Genomic DNA, 18,381 nt, shown 5'->3' with positions numbered 1-18,381 from the left:
GGTACGACGGCGGCGGGAGTACGTACTCACGGCGCGCTCGCCGGGACACGCTAGACGCATGACGACAAGCACACCGCGAGAGACGCTAGCCGCCGGAGTTCCCCTTAGTGGGACCCACGGCCGCCTCAAGCTGCTGGACGCGCTCGACGAGGCCGGCCAGTTCGGTCGAGATGCGCGCGACCTCGGCTTGCAGGTCGGTCAGGTGCTGAGCCGCCTCCCGGGGCCCCGGTTCGCCGGGGACGGTGTCGCGGACGTAAGTGCCACTCCCCGAGACGCCTTCCACCAGTCCCTCTTCCCGGAGCTGCGCGTAGGCGTTCTGCACGGTCATCAGGGACACGCCGAGCTTCTTGGCGTAGCCCCGGCCGGCGGGAAGACGATCCCCAGGGCCGAACGTCCCTGCCGCGATCTCGCCTCTGATTCTGGCGGCGATTTCGCGGGCGTTGGGCTTCCTCGTCTGCTGTGAGTCCACGCCAAGAGCGTACTTGACCTAGGTCACTCGAAATTAGGGTCGCGCGGGCACTTGACGACCCAGAAGCGACCTAGGTAGCTTTCACATCAACGAAAGCGACCTAGGTCGCTTCCTTCTCCGAGTCCTGTGACCTGGGGAGACGCCCGGAGGAAAGCCCGCGGGGGTGAGTACGAAGGCAGCGTCATTTGGTTGAGAACTGAACAGAGGGCGCACCGCAACCTGCACACGGGAAGAGCGGCCGTCAGAAGCATTCAGGCAACAGCGACAAGCCGTAGGCCCTGCCGCACGAGCAGCAAGCACCTTCTCCCATGCCGTCCCTACAGGGCGGACAAGTGACCCACACGTGCGGTGAGACAAGGGCAAAGATCGCGGAGCCCCGCAGGCAGCCTGACCGGTTCGAGTCCGGTCCGGGGCACTCCGGCCGCCATATGCGGCCGTGCCGCGCGAAGCGTGCGCGGCCTTCCACCACAACGGCGCGCACCCCCGAAGCGGCTACTCCGGGGGTGCTGTTCGGGCCGTTCCACTGTGAGAGGACCACGACCCATGTGGCACATCGGTGCTGTTAGGGCGGCTGTTACCCGCGACGGATTCGACGGGCCTACGGCGGCCGAGTTGAACGAGATCGAGCAGGAGATGCCCGTCATCCTGGCGGAGGTCGACCTGCTGGACGCGCAGATCATCACCCTGGACCGGATCCCGTCCGAGCTGGACCGGCAGCGCATCCGCCGCGCGCGGCGCCGCCTGCTCACCGCCCGCCGGACGCTCGCCAACAAGGGCACCAAGGCCGCCGCCGGGGGTGCGGCATGACCATGGCTCCCGCTCCCGAGTTCCTCGCTGACCACACCGGCGCGCCGCGCCCCCTGCTCGACATGCCGCTGACCTACGCGGAGGCCCGCTTGGGCATGGCCTTCCATGAGTCCGGGCACGCGGTGCTGTCCCTGGCCTATGGCGTGCACGTCGTCACGTCCGAGGTCATCACGTGGCAGCCGGAGCCCGGCCGTTGGGGCGTCACCGGCAACACCGCGCACCAGGCGCACGGCACCCCGCCCTGGCAGTACGCCGCGCAGTGCGCGGCCGGAGAGATCGCCCACGTGCGCTACCTCATGGCCTACGGGCTGTGGACTCCGGAGCGCGCCGCCGCGTGCACCGCCGATCATGACCGTGAGCTGGCCATCGACGTGCTCTCGGAGTTCGGCTACTGCCTCGGTCGCGACCACGTCCCGCAGGGGGGCAAGTCGTGGGGGATGGTGCAGGGCATGGCCCGCCGCAAGGTGGACCACCTGTGGTGGGAGATCCGCGCCGTGGCACACGCCATGGACGAGCGCACCGTGCTGACCGGCGACGAGATCGCCGCCCTGACCGGCCTGGGCAACCCGCCGCTGATCGGAGGTGCGGCATGATCCGCATCGTCACCCGGGCCCGCATCGCTCAGCTTGAGCACGACGCCCGCGCCACCCACGAGCACGCCCGGCAGACCAGCGCGGCGGCGAATGAGGCGTTCGGCCGGCACGTACGGGAGCTGTACGTCGCCACCGATCGTGCGGAGCGTGCGGAGGCGGCGACCTCCGAGGTGGGCGTCGTCCTGTCGCTCGCCATGGAGGAGCTGTCCGCCGCGCAGCAGGATCTATTGCTGAAGGACATCGAGATCCGGCGGCTGTGTGAGGAGCTGGAGGGCGCGTCGCTGGAGGGGCGGACGCTGTCGGTGCTGCTGCACTACGGCGAGCCGCACACCATCTACGCCTCCCGCGAGGACCTCTACGCGGACACCGCCACGCACGGAGTACCCGCCGGGACCGCGTGGGTGGGCGCGCGTGAACGCTCTCCGTCCGAGTGCGAGTGGATGTGCATGGCGTTCATCTACGACGCCGTGTCCAACGGGTTTCGCCGCGCGTCCCTGCCCGCTCCGAAGCCGATCGGGGAGGCGGCGTGAACAGTGTTCAGACCCGTTCAGCGGAGCGGGCCCTGTCGGGCGGTACGTGGTTGATCGTGTGCGGGGCGATGCTCTACTCGATCCTCACCGTGACGCCGCTGATGGCCGCGCACACGGCCGATGAGTGGGACTGGACGGCTCCGATCCTGCCGCTTGTGGTGGATGCGGCCGTGGTCATCGTGGTCAAGCTCGATGACGTCCTGGCCCGCCTGGGCGGGCACGGCGGAAGCTGGCCGATCATCCTGCGGTGGATGACTGGGCTCATGACGCTCGCCCTCAACACGGCTGACTCCGCGTTGAAGAAAGACCTGGTGGGCGTGGCTGTGCACTCGGTTGCGCCGCTGCTGCTGATCGTCACGGCGGAGACGAGTCTGGCCTATCGGCGGGCCATCGCCCGCGCCGTGGCGGCTCTGGAAGCCGAGCAGCAGGCGGAGCGGGAACGGCGGGAGCAGGTGGCCCGCGAGCGTGCCGAGCGGGCCCGTGCCGAGGCTCGCGAGGAGCGCGAGCACGCCGCGATGCTGGCGCGTGAACAGCGTGAACACGAAGCCGCTTTGGCCCGTGAGGCAGCCGAGCGCGAAGAGCGCCGGCGCCATGAGGAGCGTGAAGCCCGCGAGCGTGCCGAGGCTGCCGAGCGGGAGATTCGTGAACGCCGTGAACGCGAGCGTGAACAGCGTGAACAGGAGCGGCTGGCGCGTGAACAGCAGGCCCAGCAGCGGGCCGAAGCCGAGCAGCGCGAGCACGCTCAGAGGGCGGAGCGTGAACGCCGTGAACGCGAGGAGCGTGCGGACCGTGAACGCGCCGCGCTGCTGGAGCGTGGCCCGGCGGAGACCAAGCTGCCGGAGGAAGAGGCGCGTCGGATCGTGGCCGCCGCGTGCGAGGCGGGCCTGTCGGTGCGGTCGGCTGCGGAGCTGTGCGGCTGGTCGGTCGGCTGGGTCTCCCACCGCTACGCCGACCACCGCGACCCCAGCACGGACCACCGCGCTGAGCTCGCGATCGCAGGCCAGTGATGGCCGCCCTGCCCGTCTTCCGGTGGCGGCTCGCCCCGGACGGCTACGCCACCTACCGCCAACTCCGCGCCCGTGGACTCCGTCCCGGCGGCCAAGGGGTGGCCGCTCAGCTCGAACGGCCCCGGCGCCGCCGGGGCCCGCTGATCGCCTACCTCTACCGCATCGATGCGGCGAAGCCGGTGCGTCCGATGACTCCGGCCCGGTGGGCGGCCCTGGCCAAGGCCAACGCCGCCCGCCGCATGTGCCCCGAGTGCCGGCGGGATGCGGGATACGTCATCCCTCCCTCGCTCGGCATGTGCTCTACCTGCGCATTTCCCGACTGTCCCGTGCCCGCCAACCCAGCCAAGGAGGGCTGATGTCCCACCGCGACCCGCCGGGGATCATCGCCCCGCACGTCCCAGCGGATGTCTACCGCCGCGCGGAGGCAAGCGGACAGCCCGTCGTCATCGTCGTCCACACCACTGACTCGACCGGCCGGCCGCTGCGCCACTACCTGTACCCGATCGTCGTCGCCGGCGCGGCTGCCGTGGGCTGTTGGGGGCTGGTGGCCGCGCTGTGCGCGCTGCTCGATGCGGCCGCGCACACCGTCACCGTCATCGCTCAGACCGCCGGGCCCATCGGCATCGGTGGCATCACCCTCAAACTCGCCCGCCCGAAGGGCAAGTGAGGGCGCAGCAGGGCGGGAGCCGTAGGCGGCCCGTAGAGGGGTTGGCCCCCTTGCGCGGGGTGAAAGGCCCCCGGTCCCGTGAACGGCCGTACACGCCCCCATAGAGACGCTGCGTGACCGTGTTTTCCGCCTCCCTTCGCGCGCGTGCGCGTAGGGCCCCTCTCCCAGGAACGGCGCAACTCCGCAACTTCGCAGGTCACAGGCGGTTGCGGGGGCTCAACCGGCGCTGTCGACGCAACCGGCAGCGCCAACTACCCCAAATCGGGCGGGCCGGTGACGCCACGCGACGGCGCACCGGCCCTCATCCACGGTCTTGGAGGACCCTTTCGTGGACTGGAAGCAAGCATGGTCGACCACCACCGACACGACCAACACCGCGCTGGACGCGCTCGCGCCGATGTGCGCGCCGTTCGCGGCCCGTTGGGACCGCGAGGCGGAGCGCCGGGCGCAGATGCGGACCCCGGAGAACCTGAAGGCGCTCATGGCGGCGCAGCGGGAGCACAACTCCGCCCGCTCCACCGCCACGATGGCCCGCAACCAGTGCAGCGCGGCCCGCAAGGCGTCCAACAACCCGCTGTCGGCGACCCGTCGGGCCGCGCGCACCGCGCACAAGGCCGCCCGGCAGCACCACAGCCAGGCACGGGCCGGACTGAAGGCTGCGCGCAAGAACTACCCCGCCACCCTCGCCGCCCGCGCCATCCAGACGCACGTCGCGCACGCGGTGCCGAACGGCGTGGCCTCGTGGCTGATGTCGGAGGCCACTCACGCGCTCACGCTGTGGCCGGCGTCCATCTCCGCCGGGCTGATCGGTCTGAACGTCGCGGGTCTGTGGCTGGGTCGGCGTCAGCCGTCGGTGCGGCTCGATGACGGGATGAGCGCAGAGGAGCGGCGCCTGGCCTCCCGGCTGGATCCGTCGTTCTGGGTGCCCAACGCCGATGCCCGCGGCCTGTCCGGCACCGTGCCCACCCCGGCCAAGCTCACCCCGGCCGGACTCGTCTCGCACGTGCGCCTCGACGGCCGGTGGACGCCGAAGACCTTCCGTGCCAAGGCGGATGAGATCCGGGCCCTGATCGGGGCGCGGACCGACCTGCGCATGGAGATCACCTCCGGCAGCCACGGCGACCGCGCCACGATCACACTGCGGACCCGCAGCGCAGCCGACGGCATCGACCTGAGCGGCTGGAAGCCGGGCGACCCGTGGGGCGTCGACACGGTCACGGGCGAGCCAGTCATGGTCCCGCTGGGCCGCCGGATGCTGATCGCGGGCACGTCCGGCTCGGGCAAGAGCTGGTCGACCCGCGCTCTCCTCGCTGAGGCGTCCGAGGCACCGGATCACCGCCTGGTGGTCATCGACCCCAAGCGAGTTGAGGCGATCAACTGGGAACACCGCGCCCGCACCGCGATCACGATTCATGAGGTCCTGGACGTCACCGACGAGCTGGTGGTTGAGATGCACGAGCGGCTCGCCCTGGTCCCGCGCGGTCGGGACACGATCGAGATCTCCGCAGAGCGGCCCCGGATCACGGTGTTCGTGGACGAGGGAGCCGAAGTCATCACCATGGCCCGCAAGAAGCGGGCCAAGGGCAGTGACGGCGAGCCGGGCGATCCCGACTGGTCGCAGATCATGGAGAACCTGGGCACGCTGGCCCGTATGGCGCGGGCAGCCGAGATCATCCTGATCTGGGCCACGCAAAAGCCCACGATGGACACCAAGGGCGGCATCGACCCGCAGATCAGCGCCCAGATCACCTACCGGGCCGCGCTCGCGCTGTCCACCTCGGGTGAGTCCCGCGTGGTCTTCGGCGAGGACGCCACCGAGAAGGGCTGGCACGCGCACGAACTGCCCATGCCCGGCGTGGCGATGCTGCGCTCCGGACCGAAGGCCAAGCCCCACCCGATCAACACCCGCGCATTCTCCCCCGCAGACGTGATCGCGCTGCCCGACCGGCCTATCTGGCAGCGGAAAGTCTCCCGGCCCGCCGCGAGCACGCTCCGCCTGGTTAAGGAGGCAGGCACCCCGACAGCCGCTACGGCATCCGCCTCATCGACCGGGGCGGAGACGAACAGGGACCGCGTCCTGCGGGCCGTCGAGAGCGGCGCCCGCACCCTGCGGGACATCGCGGACCGGACCGGAATCAACAAGGGAACCGTGTCCCGCGAGATCAAGGCCCTCACGGCCACGGGATCCCTCCGCAAGAGCGACGACGGCATGCTCCTGCCCGGCCGCGAGGCCGCGTGAGCACCGCCGCCCGAACCATCACTCACCTGCACTTCAACGGCTGACAGGAGCCTTTGTGTTCGACATCCGGATCATCTGCGACCCCGCCGACACCGACCACGTCGTCGCCGCGCTGGACGGCGCATTCAACGCCGGAACCGTGACCGTCTACCCCTGCCGGAGCGGCGAGAGGAACCGCCTCTACGTCCGCGCCGACCACAAGCACACCCCCGAGCAGGACGTCACGGACTGGCCCAACGCCACCCAGGCGTACGCCACCGCCCCCGAGCCCGGTAGTGAGCTGGAGTGGCTCCGCACGACCGAAGACCGAGGGCGTGAGTGGTGGCTGCGCCGCGCCGCCCTCACGGACCGCATGGCCCACGGCCTCACCCCCGGCCACACGGCCAGCACCACCACCGCGTTCGACCTCGCATGCCGACTGATGGCCATCGACGGCGACGTCGTCGGCTGCAACCCGCGTGCCTACGTTCGCCAGCAGTACACCCTCTGGGTGGCCACAAACCGCTAGCTACGCCAAGGGCGGCCCCCCATTCCGCCAAGAACCGGGGCCGCCCTTGTCCACCTGCCATCAACAGACCTGTGGAGGTCTCCCAGCATGACCCAACCGACCGACATCCGGCGAGACGGCCAGCGGCCGTTACTGCTGGACGATCACCTGCCCACTGCCCTGACGCTCGCAGAGTCCGGCGTGCCGGTGCTGCCGCTGCGCGAGGGCAAGGTGCCCTTCGGCAACTGCCCCACCTGCGCGGGGAACGCGTGCGGCGGTCGGCCCAACATGAAGAGCGCGGGCCCCTGCCGGTGCCCCGCTCCCTGCCACGCATGGGCCGCCGCCACCACCGATCAGCGCATCCTCACCTCACCCGCGTGGGCGACGGCATGGCGTCAGGCTGTGACCGTGGCCTACCACCCGGGCGGCGCCGGACTGACCGTGGTCGACCTCGACAGCGCGGCAGCCGTCGAATGGGCCCGCACGACCCTGCCCAGCACCCGGACTGTGCCCACGACACGGGGGCAGCACTGGCTCTACCAGGGCGCCATGCCGTCCGCCAACGCGGTCCGCCCTGGCGTGGACATCAAGTCCCTGACTCAGTACGCCCGCTGGCTCGGTCCCGGCACAGGCCGCATGACGGAACTGCCGGAGATCGTTCGCGCGCTGGTCGTGAGGGAAGAGACCACCCCCGCCCCGGGGAGGGTGGTCTCTTCCGTCCCCTCGCGCGCCATCTGGGACCGTTCCGTGGCCACCGGCTGCCGCCACACCGAGCCGTTCGTACGCACCGGCCTCGAACGCGGCCTCGCTCTGGTACGGGCCCGCACCAAATCCGGCGCCGGATCACAGGCGTTCGGGGTAGCCCGGTTCCTCGCCCGGCAGCACACGGACTGCCCCGGACCGTGCGGCCTGGACGCGCTCGCAGGCGCGATCGTGGCCGCCGCCGTGGCGGTCGGCGTCCCCGAACCGTACGCGCGCCGCTCGGTCGCCAACGGCCTCAACACGAGCGCGGGGAGGGCGGCATGACCACACAGCCCTACGCCGCCACCCGGGCCCTGCCACAGACGATCGTGGGCGCCCCGAAGGGCGTCGCCGAAGGCGTCCTTTCAGTTCTTCGCCCGAACCCGCACCCGACCACCCCGCCGCACGCCCCGTCGGAAGGGAGGGCCGCATGACCGCCTCTGACATGGGTCCGGACCTGTGGGAAGGGTTCGACCAGATCGAGCCCGAGCAGATCACCGGCCCTGCCTGGGACGAACCCGTCCCCCTCAAGGCCCGCCCCGCCCTTCCCGAGTTCCCCGTCGCCGCCCTGCCCGACTGGCTGGCCGCCATGGTGCACGGTGTTGCCGAGGAGACGCAGACCCCCGCCGACCTTGCCGGGTGCCTGGCCCTGGCTGTCGTCGCCACGGCGGCCGGCGGGCGGGTGAAGGTGTGCGTGCGCGGCCACTGGCGCGAGCCTGTGAACATCTACACCGCCGTCGCCCTGGACCCCGGCAACCGCAAGTCCGCCGTGTTCGACCTGATGGTGCGCCCCCTGCTCGCCGCCGAGAAGGCCCTGATCGAGCTGTCCGGGCCGGTGCGGGCGGAGGCGGAGACCACACAGCGTCTGGCCAAGGCCGCCGCCGACAAGGCCGCCGCCAAGGCCGCCAACGCCGAACCCGAACAGCGCGACCTGCTCCACGCCGACGCCGTCTCCCTCGCCCAGGCGGCAGACGCAATGACCGTGCCCGCTGTGCCGCAGCTCGTGGCGGACGACGTGACTCCGGAGAACGTGGGCACGCTGCTGGACGAACAGGGCGGGCGGATCTCCTGCCTGAGTGCCGAGGGTGAGCTGTTCGACATCATCGCCGGGCGCTACACCGGCAAGCCGAACATGGGCATGTTCCTCAAAGGCCACGCGGGCGACATGATCCGCGTCAACCGCCAAGGCCGCCCAGCCCAGCACGTGGACGCCCCGGCCGTCACCATCGGCCTGGCCGTCCAACCCGAAGTCCTGGACGCCCTCAACCGCATCGACGGAGCCGACGGACGCGGCCTGCTCGCCCGGTTCCTGTACTCCAAGCCCGTCTCCCTGGTCGGCCGCCGCAACCTCACCCCCGACCTGCTGGACGACCAGGTGGCCGCCACCTACGCCAAGCACATCGGCGGCCTCACCCTTGCCCTGGCCGACTGGACCGACCCCGCCCTCCTCCAACTCACCCCGGAAGCGGACGCGGTACTGCTGGCCTTCCAGCGCGTCACGGAATCCCGGCTCGGCCCGGACGGCTCACTGGCTCCGGTCGTGAAGTGGGCGTCCAAGCGGGACGGGGCCGTGGCCCGTATCGCTGGACTGCTGCACCTGGCCGCACATCCCGCAGATGGATGGCACAAGCCCATCGAGGCCGCCACCATGGCCGCCGCCACCGAGCTGGGCGACTACTTCACCGCCCACGCCCTGGACGTGTTCACCGTCATGAGCGCCGACCCCGCCCACGACGCAGGGCTGAATGTCCTGGCCACGCTCGTCAGCAACCGGCCCGAGCAGTTCACCAAGCGCGAGCTGTTCCGAATGCTGCGCCGCGCCGACTTCCCCGCCATCAGCGACCTCGACCCCGCCCTGAACCTGCTCGAAGAACACGGCTGGGTCCGCCAACTCCCCCCACCCCCGCGCACCGGACGCGGCGGCAGGCCGCCGTCCCCCCGCTACGAAACCCACCCCCGCCTCACACGGGCCCTCTGACAGAACCCCCAACCCGCCGACACAACTGACAGAACCCCCGACACAACCCGCTGACCTGCACAAACAACCGTGATCACGGTTTCGACAGAACCGAATTAAAACTCGACAGAACCTCCCCACCCCTGCCGAGCCCGCGCTGGCAGAACCCCCCACCCCGGGGGTTCTGTCAGCAAAGAATTCAGTTCTGTCAAAGATCGCGAACCCATCGAACCCACAGGTCAGACGCATCCCGGGCAAGTTCTGTCAGTTCTGTCAGCGATCCCCGAGTATTCGCCGGAACACGCGAAGGAGTCGCACCGTGGCACGCCCTCAGATGCTCAAGCTCCCCGAAGTCCTTGCAGAGATCGGCATGAGCCGCGCCGCCTTTTACCGCATGCGAGCCCGCGGCCACGCTCCCCGCCTCCGCAAGCTCCCCAACGGCCAGGTCCGTGTCAGCCGCGTCGACCTCGACGCGTGGTGGGACCGCTGCGAGCAGCAGGCCGCATAGAGATCAGACCGCTTCACCGGGGCCCGCGCTGAGCGCGGGCCCCTCGTTCTGTCTGGAGAGACATGCTCACGTACGACGTTGATATCTGGTCCATCCGCAAGCGCTCGGGCCGCCCAAAGCCGTGGGAACTGCGGTGGCGGGTCGGCGAGCGACCTCACTCGCGCAGCTTCAAGCTCAAGCCGCAAGCAGACGGCCGTCGGGCAGAGTTGATGGCCGCTCTGCGAGAGCAGCAGCAGTTCGACGAGGAAACCGGCCTGCCCGCCCGTGAGTTGATGGCTCTCACCTCACCAACTTGGTACGACCACGTGACCGAGTACGCACTCATGAAGTGGCCGCGCGCCGCCGCGAAGCACCGGGCGAGCATCGCCGAATCGCTGGCCGTCGTGACCCCTGTGCTTGTCACCAGCAAGCGGGGAGCGCCTCGTCCTGCAGTTCTGCGCGCCGCCCTCTACCAGTGGGCCTTCCGGGCGGTTCGTGGGCCGGAAGGGGCGTGGGTCACGCGCCATCGCGCTGAGGAGCCCCCCACGGAGATTCGCGCCGCGCTGGACTGGGTCTCCGCCCGCTCGATCAAGGTCAAGGACTTGGAGGATCCCGCCCTTCTCCGTCCAGCCTTGGAAGCTCTCTCCCTCCGTCTGGACGGAGGGAAGGCCGCCGAGAACACGGCCCGACGCAAGCGCATGGTCCTGAGCAACGTGCTGCGCTACACGGTCGAGGAGAAAGGACTACTCGCGTCCAATCCGCTTCCCCGGGTGGACTGGACGCCGCCCGAGAGCGATGACGAAATCGACTTCCGGTACGTACCGGATCCGAGTCTGGCGAGGTCCCTGCTCGGAGCCGTCCGCGATTCCGGGCCGCGCGGCCAGCACCTGCACGCGTTCTTCGGGTGCCTCTACTACGCAGCCATGCGCCCTGGTGAGATCGTCGCGCTCACGGAATCGGACTGCACCCTGCCACCCAACTCACCTGAGTCCGTGAAGCAGTGGGGCGAACTGCTGCTCGGAGAGAGCCGTCCCGAAGTGGGCGGCGGGTGGACGGACGACGGCACGTCGTACGAGAAGCGCGGCCTGAAGAGGCGCAAGCGTGGTGCGACGCGGACCGTGCCCATCCCGCCCGTTCTCGTGCATCTGCTCCGTGAGCACATCACGCGATACGGCACGGCTGACGACGGCCGATTGTTCCGGGCTGCGCGGGGTGGGCGCGTCCCCTCCACCGAGTATTGCGCCGTCTGGGAGAGAGCGCGGAAGGCGGTGCTGTCGCCCCGTGAGGTGAAATCGGAACTCGCCGCTGTGCCGTACTCACTCCGCCACGCCGGCGTCTCCCTCTGGATCAAATCAGGCGTGGACCCCGCAGAGGTCGCCGCGCGCGCCGGCCACAGCATCGCAGTGCTGTACCGCTTCTACGCGAAGATCCTGAAGGGCGGCCAGAAGCACTCCAACGACCTGATCACCCGCGCGCTCGACGAGGGCGACGCGCCCTGATCCTGGCCCACAGATGGCCCATACGTACTGGTCAACGCTGGGATATGCGCGAGAAAAGGTGAGACAGGTCTAACGTGAAAGGGGTGCCTCGGAGACTGAGGCACCCCTTCTGACCAGCACCTAAGCTGACCTGCGCGGTGGGTGTGGGATTTGAACCCACGGTGACTCGCGCCACGACGGTTTTCAAGACCGTTCCCTTAGGCCGCTCGGGCAACCCACCTCGCTCGCGCCCACCTGGGGCGGAGCGGGTACAGCGTACCGGGCGGGCGGGGGATCGTGGGGGCCGTGGTCCACACGGGGTCCACTGGCTCCGTTCCGCCCCCACCCCCAGGACCACACACCGGTCATCAGCACATGGTCGCGGAGCAGGCCGGCGGGGAATCTTATGGCTTTGCTGACCTTGCCAGCTTCTCCGGAGAGAGCCGTAGCTGCCTTGGCCGGTGATCGGCAAGAGGTCCTGAGTAGAAATAGAGCCCGCGGGCAGCGGCCACGCGACACTCGTCGACGTCGTCTTAGGCAATTGCGGCGGAGCCCAGCCATCGCCGCCGGCCCGTCGGTGACCTTGTGCTGACGTACGGCTCGTCGGCCTTGATGCAGTCGATGGGGATGAGGGTGCTGTCCAGGGTGATGAAGTCCCCTTCGCTCAGGCCGACGAGCGCTTCAGGAAGCCCCGGCGCCCACTCGGCCAGCACCTCGATGGTTTCGTCGACGTACCGCCACGCGGTTGTCTCTGAGGCGCCGAACCCGGCTCCGACCTGGGCGAACGTCTCGTTCTTCCGTAGAGGGGCCAGCATGAGCAGGACCTGCTTGAAGCAGCTCAACTTCCGCTAAAGCCGAGCTCAGCTTGAAAGAGGTTCACTGACTCTCTACGGCCGGGACCGGCGCTTCAATCGGGTTACCCGAACGGAGGACTGTAAGTTCTGAACTGCGAGTGGTTTTGTCCCACACTCGACGTCCACGCGCGATCCGCGCGAGTGCGATCCAGCAAGCAATGTATGAGACGTAGTTCCACAGAATCATCAGGTGGGAAATGAAAAATGCACGCGGCAGACTGATTTGCGCTGCTGTTCCGCGGCACCGCCAGTAGTACAGGAAACCAGATGCAATCATAGGCGCGAAGGAAATAACGTACAGAAGTAGAGCCACCAGAATCTGCGTCTCCAGGCTCCCCCCGAGGAGTGCAGGCCCTCGCTCTTGATATTCCTCAATCCCCTGAATAATTCCGGCATGGAAGAGTAGGCTCCACGGAAGCGTTAGCAGCCAAGGCATGCTGAGGTACAGGGTTGATTCCATTACAGCTACGCTGCTTGCCTGCTTAGATCGCCAAATCCCCGACAAATATTTTACGCATGTCATGTGACCTTGGAACCATCGCGCTCTTTGCCGGATAAGCCGCCGATATTGGTCGACGCCCTGCTGTGTAACCCACGCGTTGGGCGTTGTCTTAAGATGCCACCCTCTTTGTAGAATCCTCAAGGCGAGTTCGAGATCCTCGGTCATGGAGCTTCCCCAAGGCTTCTCACTGATACTCAGGAGGGCGGAAAGTCGGGTGAACTGGCCGTTCCCGCCTAGGCTAACCGTCGCAGAAACGTTTCGGCCGAACTGTGCCACTGCAGAGCTTCCCCAGAATTCTAGATCCTGCATGAGAGAGATTAGGCGCTGGTTTCTCCGGATCTTCACTGCAAGCTGAGATCCCCCCACAGCCAAGTCGTCAAACAGCGGTAGGACTTCGCTCAGGGCGTTCTCGGATAGGCGGCCGTCTGCATCCATTACGCAAATGATGACGCAGTCCGGATCGAGATGCTGATCGGCTACATCGGCTAGTAAACGTGCCAGTCCGTAGTTGAGAGCTGGCCCTTTGCCAAGCCGGGCCTCAGGTAGCTCTCGGCGAACTACTAGGGCCCTGTCCCCTCCTACCTGCGTCGCGATTTCACCGGTTCGGTCGTCGCTTGCGTCATCGATGACCACAACGCGTTTGACACCCGCCTCGACGAGGGAGCTCACGGTTGGGCCGATGACTCCCTCTTCGTTAAGGCATGGGATGAGCGCGAAGACGTGCCACCGCCCTTCAGGTTCAAGGCCGAGCTTCAGCGGATCACGCTTCCTCTGTTTTCGGGAAACAGCAACACCAAGGCCACACATGATAAAGAAATAGCCAATTCCCAAAGCGATTACCGCCGTGACCACAGCGCCATATAAGCCGACCGCAACGTCTAAATCCAGCCATGATGTCACAAAAAACACCTCAATAAAGCAGAGCTATATGGACGAGCACTACTGACCTCGCGTAAAAATTACTCGATGACGAGTTGCTTTACTTGTTCGAGGTCTCATTAATCACATGATCTATTATGTCAAGCGGCTTCACGAATCCTGATTAGCCCCGAAGCGATCCCCAGCACCTCGGCACCAGGACAGAAATCTTGTATCGGTCTCAGAAGAGGCAGACAAGCTGCGACGTCGGCAAGTAAATAGAAAGAATGCCGTGTAGGTCACGATGAGCGCACATAGCATGAGGAGCGACCCCACAACCCGGTGCGCGATTTGGAAGCCGTCATTCACGCCCCAGAACTTTACGAAGTAAGCGATTAGGAAAACTCGCACCTGATTAGCGACATAAAGACTGCAGGCCGCTACGAAGGCAACAGCGCCGATCCGTAACCCGGTTACTCGGCGGTGGAAAATCACCATTCCCCCCGCGATCAGCAGCAGAGGAGCGGTGAGGAACGCTACAGTACATTCAGCTGTAACGGTGAAACCCATTGCATCCGGGGAGCCGAGGAGCATATATACCGTGGGGCCCGAAGAGATTGCCGGATCCAGGCCCAAGTGTCCACTGTTTGCAAGCCAACTACTGCTTGCTGCTTCGATCTCGCGAACCGGCGCTTGCATGTAAATGAGACTAATTCCAGCTGCGAAGATCACGACCCCGCTCAGGCACCGAATCATGCGCAACGGAATTCTCGCTAGGGCTTTAGCTTCAGACGTGAGCTCTTGCTGGACTTGCTTACTTAAACTCGTTGCCATTTTTTACATCGCTCTCAGGTGAGACATGATTTTATTCCCTCGCTTCCAAAAGACCGGAAAGGCGGGCTGTAACTCATTGTGCAGAAAATGATTCGAGTGATCCGCGAGCGTTGTATTTATCTACATGCTGTCGATGATCATCGACGCCGGTCAGCTCGACGAAAAAACGTCTTTCGTAACCACAACATCGCGCCCGCCGTTCCAAGGAAGGCTGAGCACATCAAGATGGATACAAATGCGGTGTCAGTTTCTGCTAGCGAAGCCACTACCGGGACGATGGGATACACAGCACTCCTGTAAGTAGGATTATCGCAACTTGAGGTATGTAGCGTTGCACGGTCGCCGCTCTACAAATAGAACTTTCACAGATCCGACTATGACGTTGGCGTCCCACTTTTGGGCCTACGTCATGCATTGCCATCGGTGATATTAGGGGATAGAATGCTTAACGCCTTGCCGTTGTGTCAGTAGGCGCGTTGCTTTATTGCCTAGCCGAGCGACATCCTGGCGGTATGTTTCTTTTTCCGACGTCCCCGGGCGTGTCGTTAGATGAAAGCTGGCGAACGCGCTGAGATAGCGTAATGACCGCTTCCGTCAGCTGTATTTCAGAGACCGGCATCCCCCCGCGTGATAGGCGCTGCTCTGCGTGGTGGGCAAGCCCACCATCCATTGGTATTTTTACAGGCGCCCTCATGGCATTCCGCTTGTTCGTCCCAGAGCCGATTGGGTTAGCCGACAACGGGGACGGACCGAGGCTCATGTGCGCATTTGGGCTCTCTGCGCAAGTGCCACCCGGGATCGTTCAGTGGTTTCACTTTGTGCATTTCAGCTTTACGCGCACTCAGGAGAACTGTGGTCTATCCGCCGAATATCCAGGAAGCGGCCAGTGGTTGCTACAGCTGGCCCAGCCCATCAACGACCTGATTGGCTTCTCCAGTGAATTCGACCTGCGCGCTTCTGCAGTCATCTATTGCTGCGCCGTGGGCCTTGCATTCGGGGTTTTCTCAGCCGCCCTGAAAGGAAGAGCATTAGCTCGCCTCACGATCTGTGCTTTGCTGTTTCTGGTTATCGCAGATGTGACGTTTGCCGGATACGCTATTTCTCCTTACAGCGAGAGTGCTGGAATTCTCGGCATCCTGATCACCACAGCTGGGGCTGTGCATCTTGGCGGCACTTCTAGGGTGCGTCTTTTCGCTCTCTGCTTGTTCACCATCGGCGCGATTGTTGCTGTTACATCGAAAATGCAAGCGGTAACGCTAGCAGTCCCTTTCGTGAGCCTGCTCGTCGCCTCGAGAGTACGTGTTGGAAAACTTGACGGAAAGCTCTCCAGCCGATTCCTACCTCTGCTAGCGGGAACGTTGATTGCTTCCAGCGCAGTGTTCATGACCGAGGCTCAGCCCGCCAACCTAAAGGAAATCAACCCAACAGAAGTGGTTCTAGTCAATCTGCTCGGACTCAGCTCCGACCCTGCCAGCTCTTCCAGGGAGCTCGGCTTGCCACCGACTTTTGCGGAGTACTCAGGAAAAAGCTGGTGGGAAGCGCATCCTGAGCAAGACCTCCAATGGCCTGAAGCGCGGCCTCACATGTCCTACGCCAATATTTCCCGCTTCCTTTTCCACCATCCCGGGATCGCAGTGCAGATCCTTCAGCAGGCGGTTGACGCCTTTACCGTGGCGGAGACTAAACACCTCGGCTCCTACTCGCCAGTCTCAGGCAAGCCGGCTGGCAGTCGAGAGTCGCGACTGACCATTTTCCGTGACGTGCTTCATAGTGTTGGGGGCAAGCTGGCGCTCATGGCTCTCATCTGCGTGAGCGCGGCGGCGCTATGGTGCCTGCGCAGACTTAACATGGACCCTGAACGACGGGCCATCTTTGCTGCGATGCTTTGCATGACCGGTGCCGCGATCGTCCAGCTTCTGACGGCTGCCTACGGGGAAGCGATTGAGAACACCAAACATATGGTGTTTTCTCTCCTGTCAGCTGGGCTGGCGTACGTCCTTCTGGCAGCTGCTCTCCAAGGGCTACACCTTCGAGCGCTCGTGCAAGATTTTCGCGATGAGACTGCCCCGGCCGATCCGCGCTGAGTGAACCCCGCCAATGAAGTAGCATCGCTCTTCGCACGACGGTCTACAAACTGCGATCTGGCTCTGCAGCGAGGCGACGCCGGGTGAGACACCCCGAACTGTTCCTAACGCCGGGCTCGTCCCCCTCGGCCACTAGGTGCGGCAAGCGCTGCGGACGCAGCGGACCGGCTGGTCGTGGGCAAGGTGCGCGGATCTCAGGGCTCTTGCAAACTCGAATTCTCCTGCCAATTCTCACTCAAACAGTGCGACCTCATGTCGCACTTCGATATGCCAGTGCTCACGAAGCCCCAGGGCGATGTCCTGGGGCTTCGCCTTGCGGGAGAGCAGGTCGGTGATGACGTAGACGGTCTCACGGGTGCGTCTTCCCGTCGCGGCGTCGGTGCGGTGCCGGGTGACGCGGGCGACCTGGCGGGCGTGGGGAAAGGCCATGTGAGTGACGGTCAGTACCTGCACGGCGCGGGTCCCGTTGCGCCCGTGCCCTTCGGCGCGGTCGTAGTACTTCGCGGTGGCCTTCTTCCACGGCAGGCGACGGCACCTGCCATAGAGCGTCGGCTGGTTGAGCTTGACGGTGAGTAGGTAGTGGGCCTTCTTGTCCTGGACCAGGAACCGTGCGGTGTCCGTCTGAGTGTGCAGCGCGTCCGCGCTCACCCACGCGCCTTCGATGTCCAGCGGGCCGAGCACCTCACGCAGGCAGGGAATCTAACCCGAAAATGCCCACCCCTGCCGCGGTCTTCCTCCCGAGCCGAACACGCTGGACGTTCTACCTATGCGGTCTTCGCGGTGAGGGTCACCTCGTGGCCGAGAGCCTGGAGCTGACGCACGAGCCCTCTGGTCCGGGCGGCGGAATCGAGAACCCTCAGGTGGTAGTCGGATTCGAGATCGTGGAAGCGGGAGTCCGGATCGCTGAGCAGTTGCCAGACGATGACGAGCATCGAGCGAGCGACGGCTACGAGAGCCTTCCCGTGGCCTCGGCGCTTCACCAGCCGTTTGTAACGGGCCCCGAGGAACGTGTCGGTCCGGGCGGCGGCCATCGCGGCCTCGCCCAGCGCCGCTCTCAGCCAGGGGTTGCCCTGCCCGATGCCGCCGGGAAGATTCCTTCCGGCGGACTGGATGGTTCGCGGGGAGAGCTTGGCCCAGGAGACCAGATGACCCGCTGTGGGGAAGATGGCCATGTCGAGACCGATCTCCGCCAGGATGACCTGGGCGGTGGCGGGGCCAATTCCCGGAATCTCGTCCAGGCGTTCCTGCGGTGTCAGATCGCCGGCCTGCCCGCTGCAGTCCCATCCGAGTCGGCCAGGTCGGCGAGTGCCGCCTCGATGTGACCGGTGAGATCATCGAGTGGCGCCTGGGTGCGGTCGATCGCCTCCAGGAGCATGTTCAGCAGGTAGGCGTGGTGCACGTCGAACTGTCCGGTCAATGCCACGGCCAGGGCTTCCCGCTTGGCTTTCGCCTTGCCCTGGGCGAGCTCCGCGAGTTGCTGCGGATCACGTACTCCGGCGACCAGGGCGTCGAGCATCATGCGTCCGGAGAGGCCGAAGATGTTGGTGAGGACCGACGGCAGTTTGGCGAGTAGCCGGGAGCATCGCAGCTCCCGGCTCTCCCAGAACCGTGCTTAAGCCTCTCGACTTACACGGCTCCCATCGTCCAGTCGTGCACGGTCATGGCTTGACGAGCTTCCAGTGGGCGAAGAGTTGTCCGCGTACTCCCTGAAGTGCTCAGCCAAGTACAGATAAACGTGCTCAGCTTTCAGGCAACGTCGGTCTCGCGCTCGATGGCGGCGAGTCGGT

The 18,381-nt window shown here is 66.0% G+C and carries 20 protein-coding genes, 1 tRNA gene and 1 pseudogene; 14 read left to right on the top strand and 8 right to left on the bottom strand.

Going from position 1 to position 18,381, the window contains the following annotated elements:
* Nucleotides 1-85: 85 nt before the first annotated feature.
* Nucleotides 86-469 (bottom strand): GntR family transcriptional regulator, encoded by a 384-nt coding sequence (locus ACZ7NC_RS16225; RefSeq protein WP_471488724.1) that lies wholly within the window; start codon nt 467-469, stop codon nt 86-88.
* A 543-nt stretch (nt 470-1,012) separates the two neighbouring features.
* On the opposite strand from ACZ7NC_RS16225, the gene ACZ7NC_RS16220 reads away from it, so the two are divergent.
* The 13 genes from ACZ7NC_RS16220 (at nt 1,013) to ACZ7NC_RS16160 (ending at nt 11,483) form a co-directional block, all read left to right on the top strand.
* Nucleotides 1,013-1,276, top strand: a complete 264-nt coding sequence (locus ACZ7NC_RS16220; RefSeq protein ID WP_471488722.1) for a DUF6284 family protein — start codon at nt 1,013-1,015, stop codon at nt 1,274-1,276.
* Entirely contained in the window at nt 1,273-1,869 is a 597-nt protein-coding gene (locus ACZ7NC_RS16215) for a hypothetical protein (RefSeq protein ID WP_471488720.1), read from the top strand. Before ACZ7NC_RS16220 ends, ACZ7NC_RS16215 begins: the two co-directional genes overlap by 4 nt.
* Nucleotides 1,866-2,399, top strand: coding sequence for a hypothetical protein (locus tag ACZ7NC_RS16210; RefSeq protein ID WP_471488718.1), 534 nt, complete (start codon nt 1,866-1,868; stop codon nt 2,397-2,399). Before ACZ7NC_RS16215 ends, ACZ7NC_RS16210 begins: the two co-directional genes overlap by 4 nt.
* Nucleotides 2,396-3,406 (top strand): DUF2637 domain-containing protein, encoded by a 1,011-nt coding sequence (locus ACZ7NC_RS16205; protein ID WP_471488716.1) that lies wholly within the window; start codon nt 2,396-2,398, stop codon nt 3,404-3,406. The genes ACZ7NC_RS16210 and ACZ7NC_RS16205 overlap by 4 nt, the downstream gene beginning before the upstream one ends.
* Nucleotides 3,406-3,762, top strand: coding sequence for an RRQRL motif-containing zinc-binding protein (locus ACZ7NC_RS16200; RefSeq protein ID WP_471488714.1), 357 nt, complete (start codon nt 3,406-3,408; stop codon nt 3,760-3,762). The genes ACZ7NC_RS16205 and ACZ7NC_RS16200 overlap by 1 nt, the downstream gene beginning before the upstream one ends.
* Nucleotides 3,762-4,073 (top strand): hypothetical protein, encoded by a 312-nt coding sequence (locus tag ACZ7NC_RS16195; RefSeq protein WP_471488712.1) that lies wholly within the window; start codon nt 3,762-3,764, stop codon nt 4,071-4,073. Before ACZ7NC_RS16200 ends, ACZ7NC_RS16195 begins: the two co-directional genes overlap by 1 nt.
* 328 nt (nt 4,074-4,401) lie before the next feature.
* Entirely contained in the window at nt 4,402-6,312 is a 1,911-nt protein-coding gene (locus ACZ7NC_RS16190) for an FtsK/SpoIIIE domain-containing protein (protein WP_471488710.1), read from the top strand.
* Between the two features lie 55 nt (nt 6,313-6,367).
* On the top strand, nt 6,368-6,820 hold the full coding sequence (locus ACZ7NC_RS16185) for a hypothetical protein (protein WP_471488708.1): 453 nt from the start codon (nt 6,368-6,370) through the stop codon (nt 6,818-6,820).
* Between the two features lie 87 nt (nt 6,821-6,907).
* Entirely contained in the window at nt 6,908-7,825 is a 918-nt protein-coding gene (locus tag ACZ7NC_RS16180) for a bifunctional DNA primase/polymerase (protein ID WP_471488706.1), read from the top strand.
* Nucleotides 7,822-7,974, top strand: a complete 153-nt coding sequence (locus ACZ7NC_RS16175; RefSeq protein ID WP_471488704.1) for a hypothetical protein — start codon at nt 7,822-7,824, stop codon at nt 7,972-7,974. Before ACZ7NC_RS16180 ends, ACZ7NC_RS16175 begins: the two co-directional genes overlap by 4 nt.
* On the top strand, nt 7,971-9,518 hold the full coding sequence (locus ACZ7NC_RS16170) for a YfjI family protein (RefSeq protein ID WP_471488702.1): 1,548 nt from the start codon (nt 7,971-7,973) through the stop codon (nt 9,516-9,518). The genes ACZ7NC_RS16175 and ACZ7NC_RS16170 overlap by 4 nt, the downstream gene beginning before the upstream one ends.
* A gap of 298 nt (nt 9,519-9,816) precedes the next feature.
* The gene (locus tag ACZ7NC_RS16165; RefSeq protein WP_471488700.1) at nt 9,817-10,005 is read left to right on the top strand and encodes a helix-turn-helix transcriptional regulator; all 189 of its coding nucleotides are present in this window, start codon (nt 9,817-9,819) and stop codon (nt 10,003-10,005) included.
* Between the two features lie 62 nt (nt 10,006-10,067).
* A complete protein-coding gene (locus tag ACZ7NC_RS16160; protein ID WP_471488698.1) occupies nt 10,068-11,483 on the top strand; it encodes a tyrosine-type recombinase/integrase in 1,416 nt (471 codons plus the stop codon).
* 135 nt (nt 11,484-11,618) lie between these two features.
* Here the strand turns inward: ACZ7NC_RS16160 and ACZ7NC_RS16155 are convergent.
* The 4 genes and pseudogenes from ACZ7NC_RS16155 to ACZ7NC_RS16140 form a co-directional block, all read right to left on the bottom strand.
* Nucleotides 11,619-11,703 (bottom strand) — tRNA-Ser (locus ACZ7NC_RS16155).
* Nucleotides 11,704-12,043: 340 nt separating this feature from the next.
* Nucleotides 12,044-12,310: pseudogene (locus ACZ7NC_RS16150) on the bottom strand (helix-turn-helix domain-containing protein); the annotation flags it as partial.
* A 28-nt stretch (nt 12,311-12,338) separates the two neighbouring features.
* The gene (locus ACZ7NC_RS16145; RefSeq protein WP_471488696.1) at nt 12,339-13,718 is read right to left on the bottom strand and encodes a glycosyltransferase family 2 protein; all 1,380 of its coding nucleotides are present in this window, start codon (nt 13,716-13,718) and stop codon (nt 12,339-12,341) included.
* A gap of 129 nt (nt 13,719-13,847) precedes the next feature.
* The gene (locus ACZ7NC_RS16140) at nt 13,848-14,432 is read right to left on the bottom strand and encodes an exosortase/archaeosortase family protein (protein ID WP_471489063.1); all 585 of its coding nucleotides are present in this window, start codon (nt 14,430-14,432) and stop codon (nt 13,848-13,850) included.
* Between the two features lie 659 nt (nt 14,433-15,091).
* On the opposite strand from ACZ7NC_RS16140, the gene wsfD reads away from it, so the two are divergent.
* Nucleotides 15,092-16,594, top strand: coding sequence for a glycan biosynthesis hexose transferase WsfD (gene wsfD / locus ACZ7NC_RS16135; RefSeq protein ID WP_471488694.1), 1,503 nt, complete (start codon nt 15,092-15,094; stop codon nt 16,592-16,594).
* 231 nt (nt 16,595-16,825) lie between these two features.
* Here the strand turns inward: wsfD and ACZ7NC_RS16130 are convergent, their stop codons facing one another.
* The 3 genes from ACZ7NC_RS16130 to ACZ7NC_RS16120 form a co-directional block, all read right to left on the bottom strand.
* Nucleotides 16,826-17,275 (bottom strand): ISAs1 family transposase, encoded by a 450-nt coding sequence (locus ACZ7NC_RS16130; RefSeq protein ID WP_471488692.1) that lies wholly within the window; start codon nt 17,273-17,275, stop codon nt 16,826-16,828.
* Nucleotides 17,276-17,358: 83 nt separating this feature from the next.
* Entirely contained in the window at nt 17,359-17,832 is a 474-nt protein-coding gene (locus ACZ7NC_RS16125; protein WP_471489060.1) for a transposase, read from the bottom strand.
* Nucleotides 17,833-17,846: 14 nt separating this feature from the next.
* Entirely contained in the window at nt 17,847-18,110 is a 264-nt protein-coding gene (locus ACZ7NC_RS16120) for a hypothetical protein (protein ID WP_471488690.1), read from the bottom strand.
* Nucleotides 18,111-18,381: the final 271 nt, after the last annotated feature.

It is taken from the genome of Streptomyces sp. NPDC111802, from assembly GCF_055634335.1.
The sequence above is the reverse complement of the archived record's forward strand: the minus strand, read 5'-3'. Positions and strand labels throughout refer to the sequence as shown.

Excerpts from the sequence above, each read along its gene's own strand:
- ACZ7NC_RS16220 (WP_471488722.1), top strand. The coding sequence starts at position 1,013 with ATGTGGCACATCGGTGCTGTTAGGGCGGCTGTTACCCGCGACGGATTC.
- ACZ7NC_RS16120 (WP_471488690.1), bottom strand. The coding sequence starts at position 18,110 with ATGCTCGACGCCCTGGTCGCCGGAGTACGTGATCCGCAGCAACTCGCG.
- ACZ7NC_RS16175 (WP_471488704.1), top strand. The coding sequence starts at position 7,822 with ATGACCACACAGCCCTACGCCGCCACCCGGGCCCTGCCACAGACGATC.
- ACZ7NC_RS16140 (WP_471489063.1), bottom strand. The coding sequence starts at position 14,432 with ATGATTCGGTGCCTGAGCGGGGTCGTGATCTTCGCAGCTGGAATTAGT.
- ACZ7NC_RS16200 (WP_471488714.1), top strand. The coding sequence starts at position 3,406 with ATGGCCGCCCTGCCCGTCTTCCGGTGGCGGCTCGCCCCGGACGGCTAC.
- ACZ7NC_RS16170 (WP_471488702.1), top strand. The coding sequence starts at position 7,971 with ATGACCGCCTCTGACATGGGTCCGGACCTGTGGGAAGGGTTCGACCAG.
- ACZ7NC_RS16180 (WP_471488706.1), top strand. The coding sequence starts at position 6,908 with ATGACCCAACCGACCGACATCCGGCGAGACGGCCAGCGGCCGTTACTG.
- ACZ7NC_RS16160 (WP_471488698.1), top strand. The coding sequence starts at position 10,068 with ATGCTCACGTACGACGTTGATATCTGGTCCATCCGCAAGCGCTCGGGC.
- wsfD (WP_471488694.1), top strand. The coding sequence starts at position 15,092 with ATGACCGCTTCCGTCAGCTGTATTTCAGAGACCGGCATCCCCCCGCGT.
- ACZ7NC_RS16195 (WP_471488712.1), top strand. The coding sequence starts at position 3,762 with ATGTCCCACCGCGACCCGCCGGGGATCATCGCCCCGCACGTCCCAGCG.
- ACZ7NC_RS16210 (WP_471488718.1), top strand. The coding sequence starts at position 1,866 with ATGATCCGCATCGTCACCCGGGCCCGCATCGCTCAGCTTGAGCACGAC.
- ACZ7NC_RS16215 (WP_471488720.1), top strand. The coding sequence starts at position 1,273 with ATGACCATGGCTCCCGCTCCCGAGTTCCTCGCTGACCACACCGGCGCG.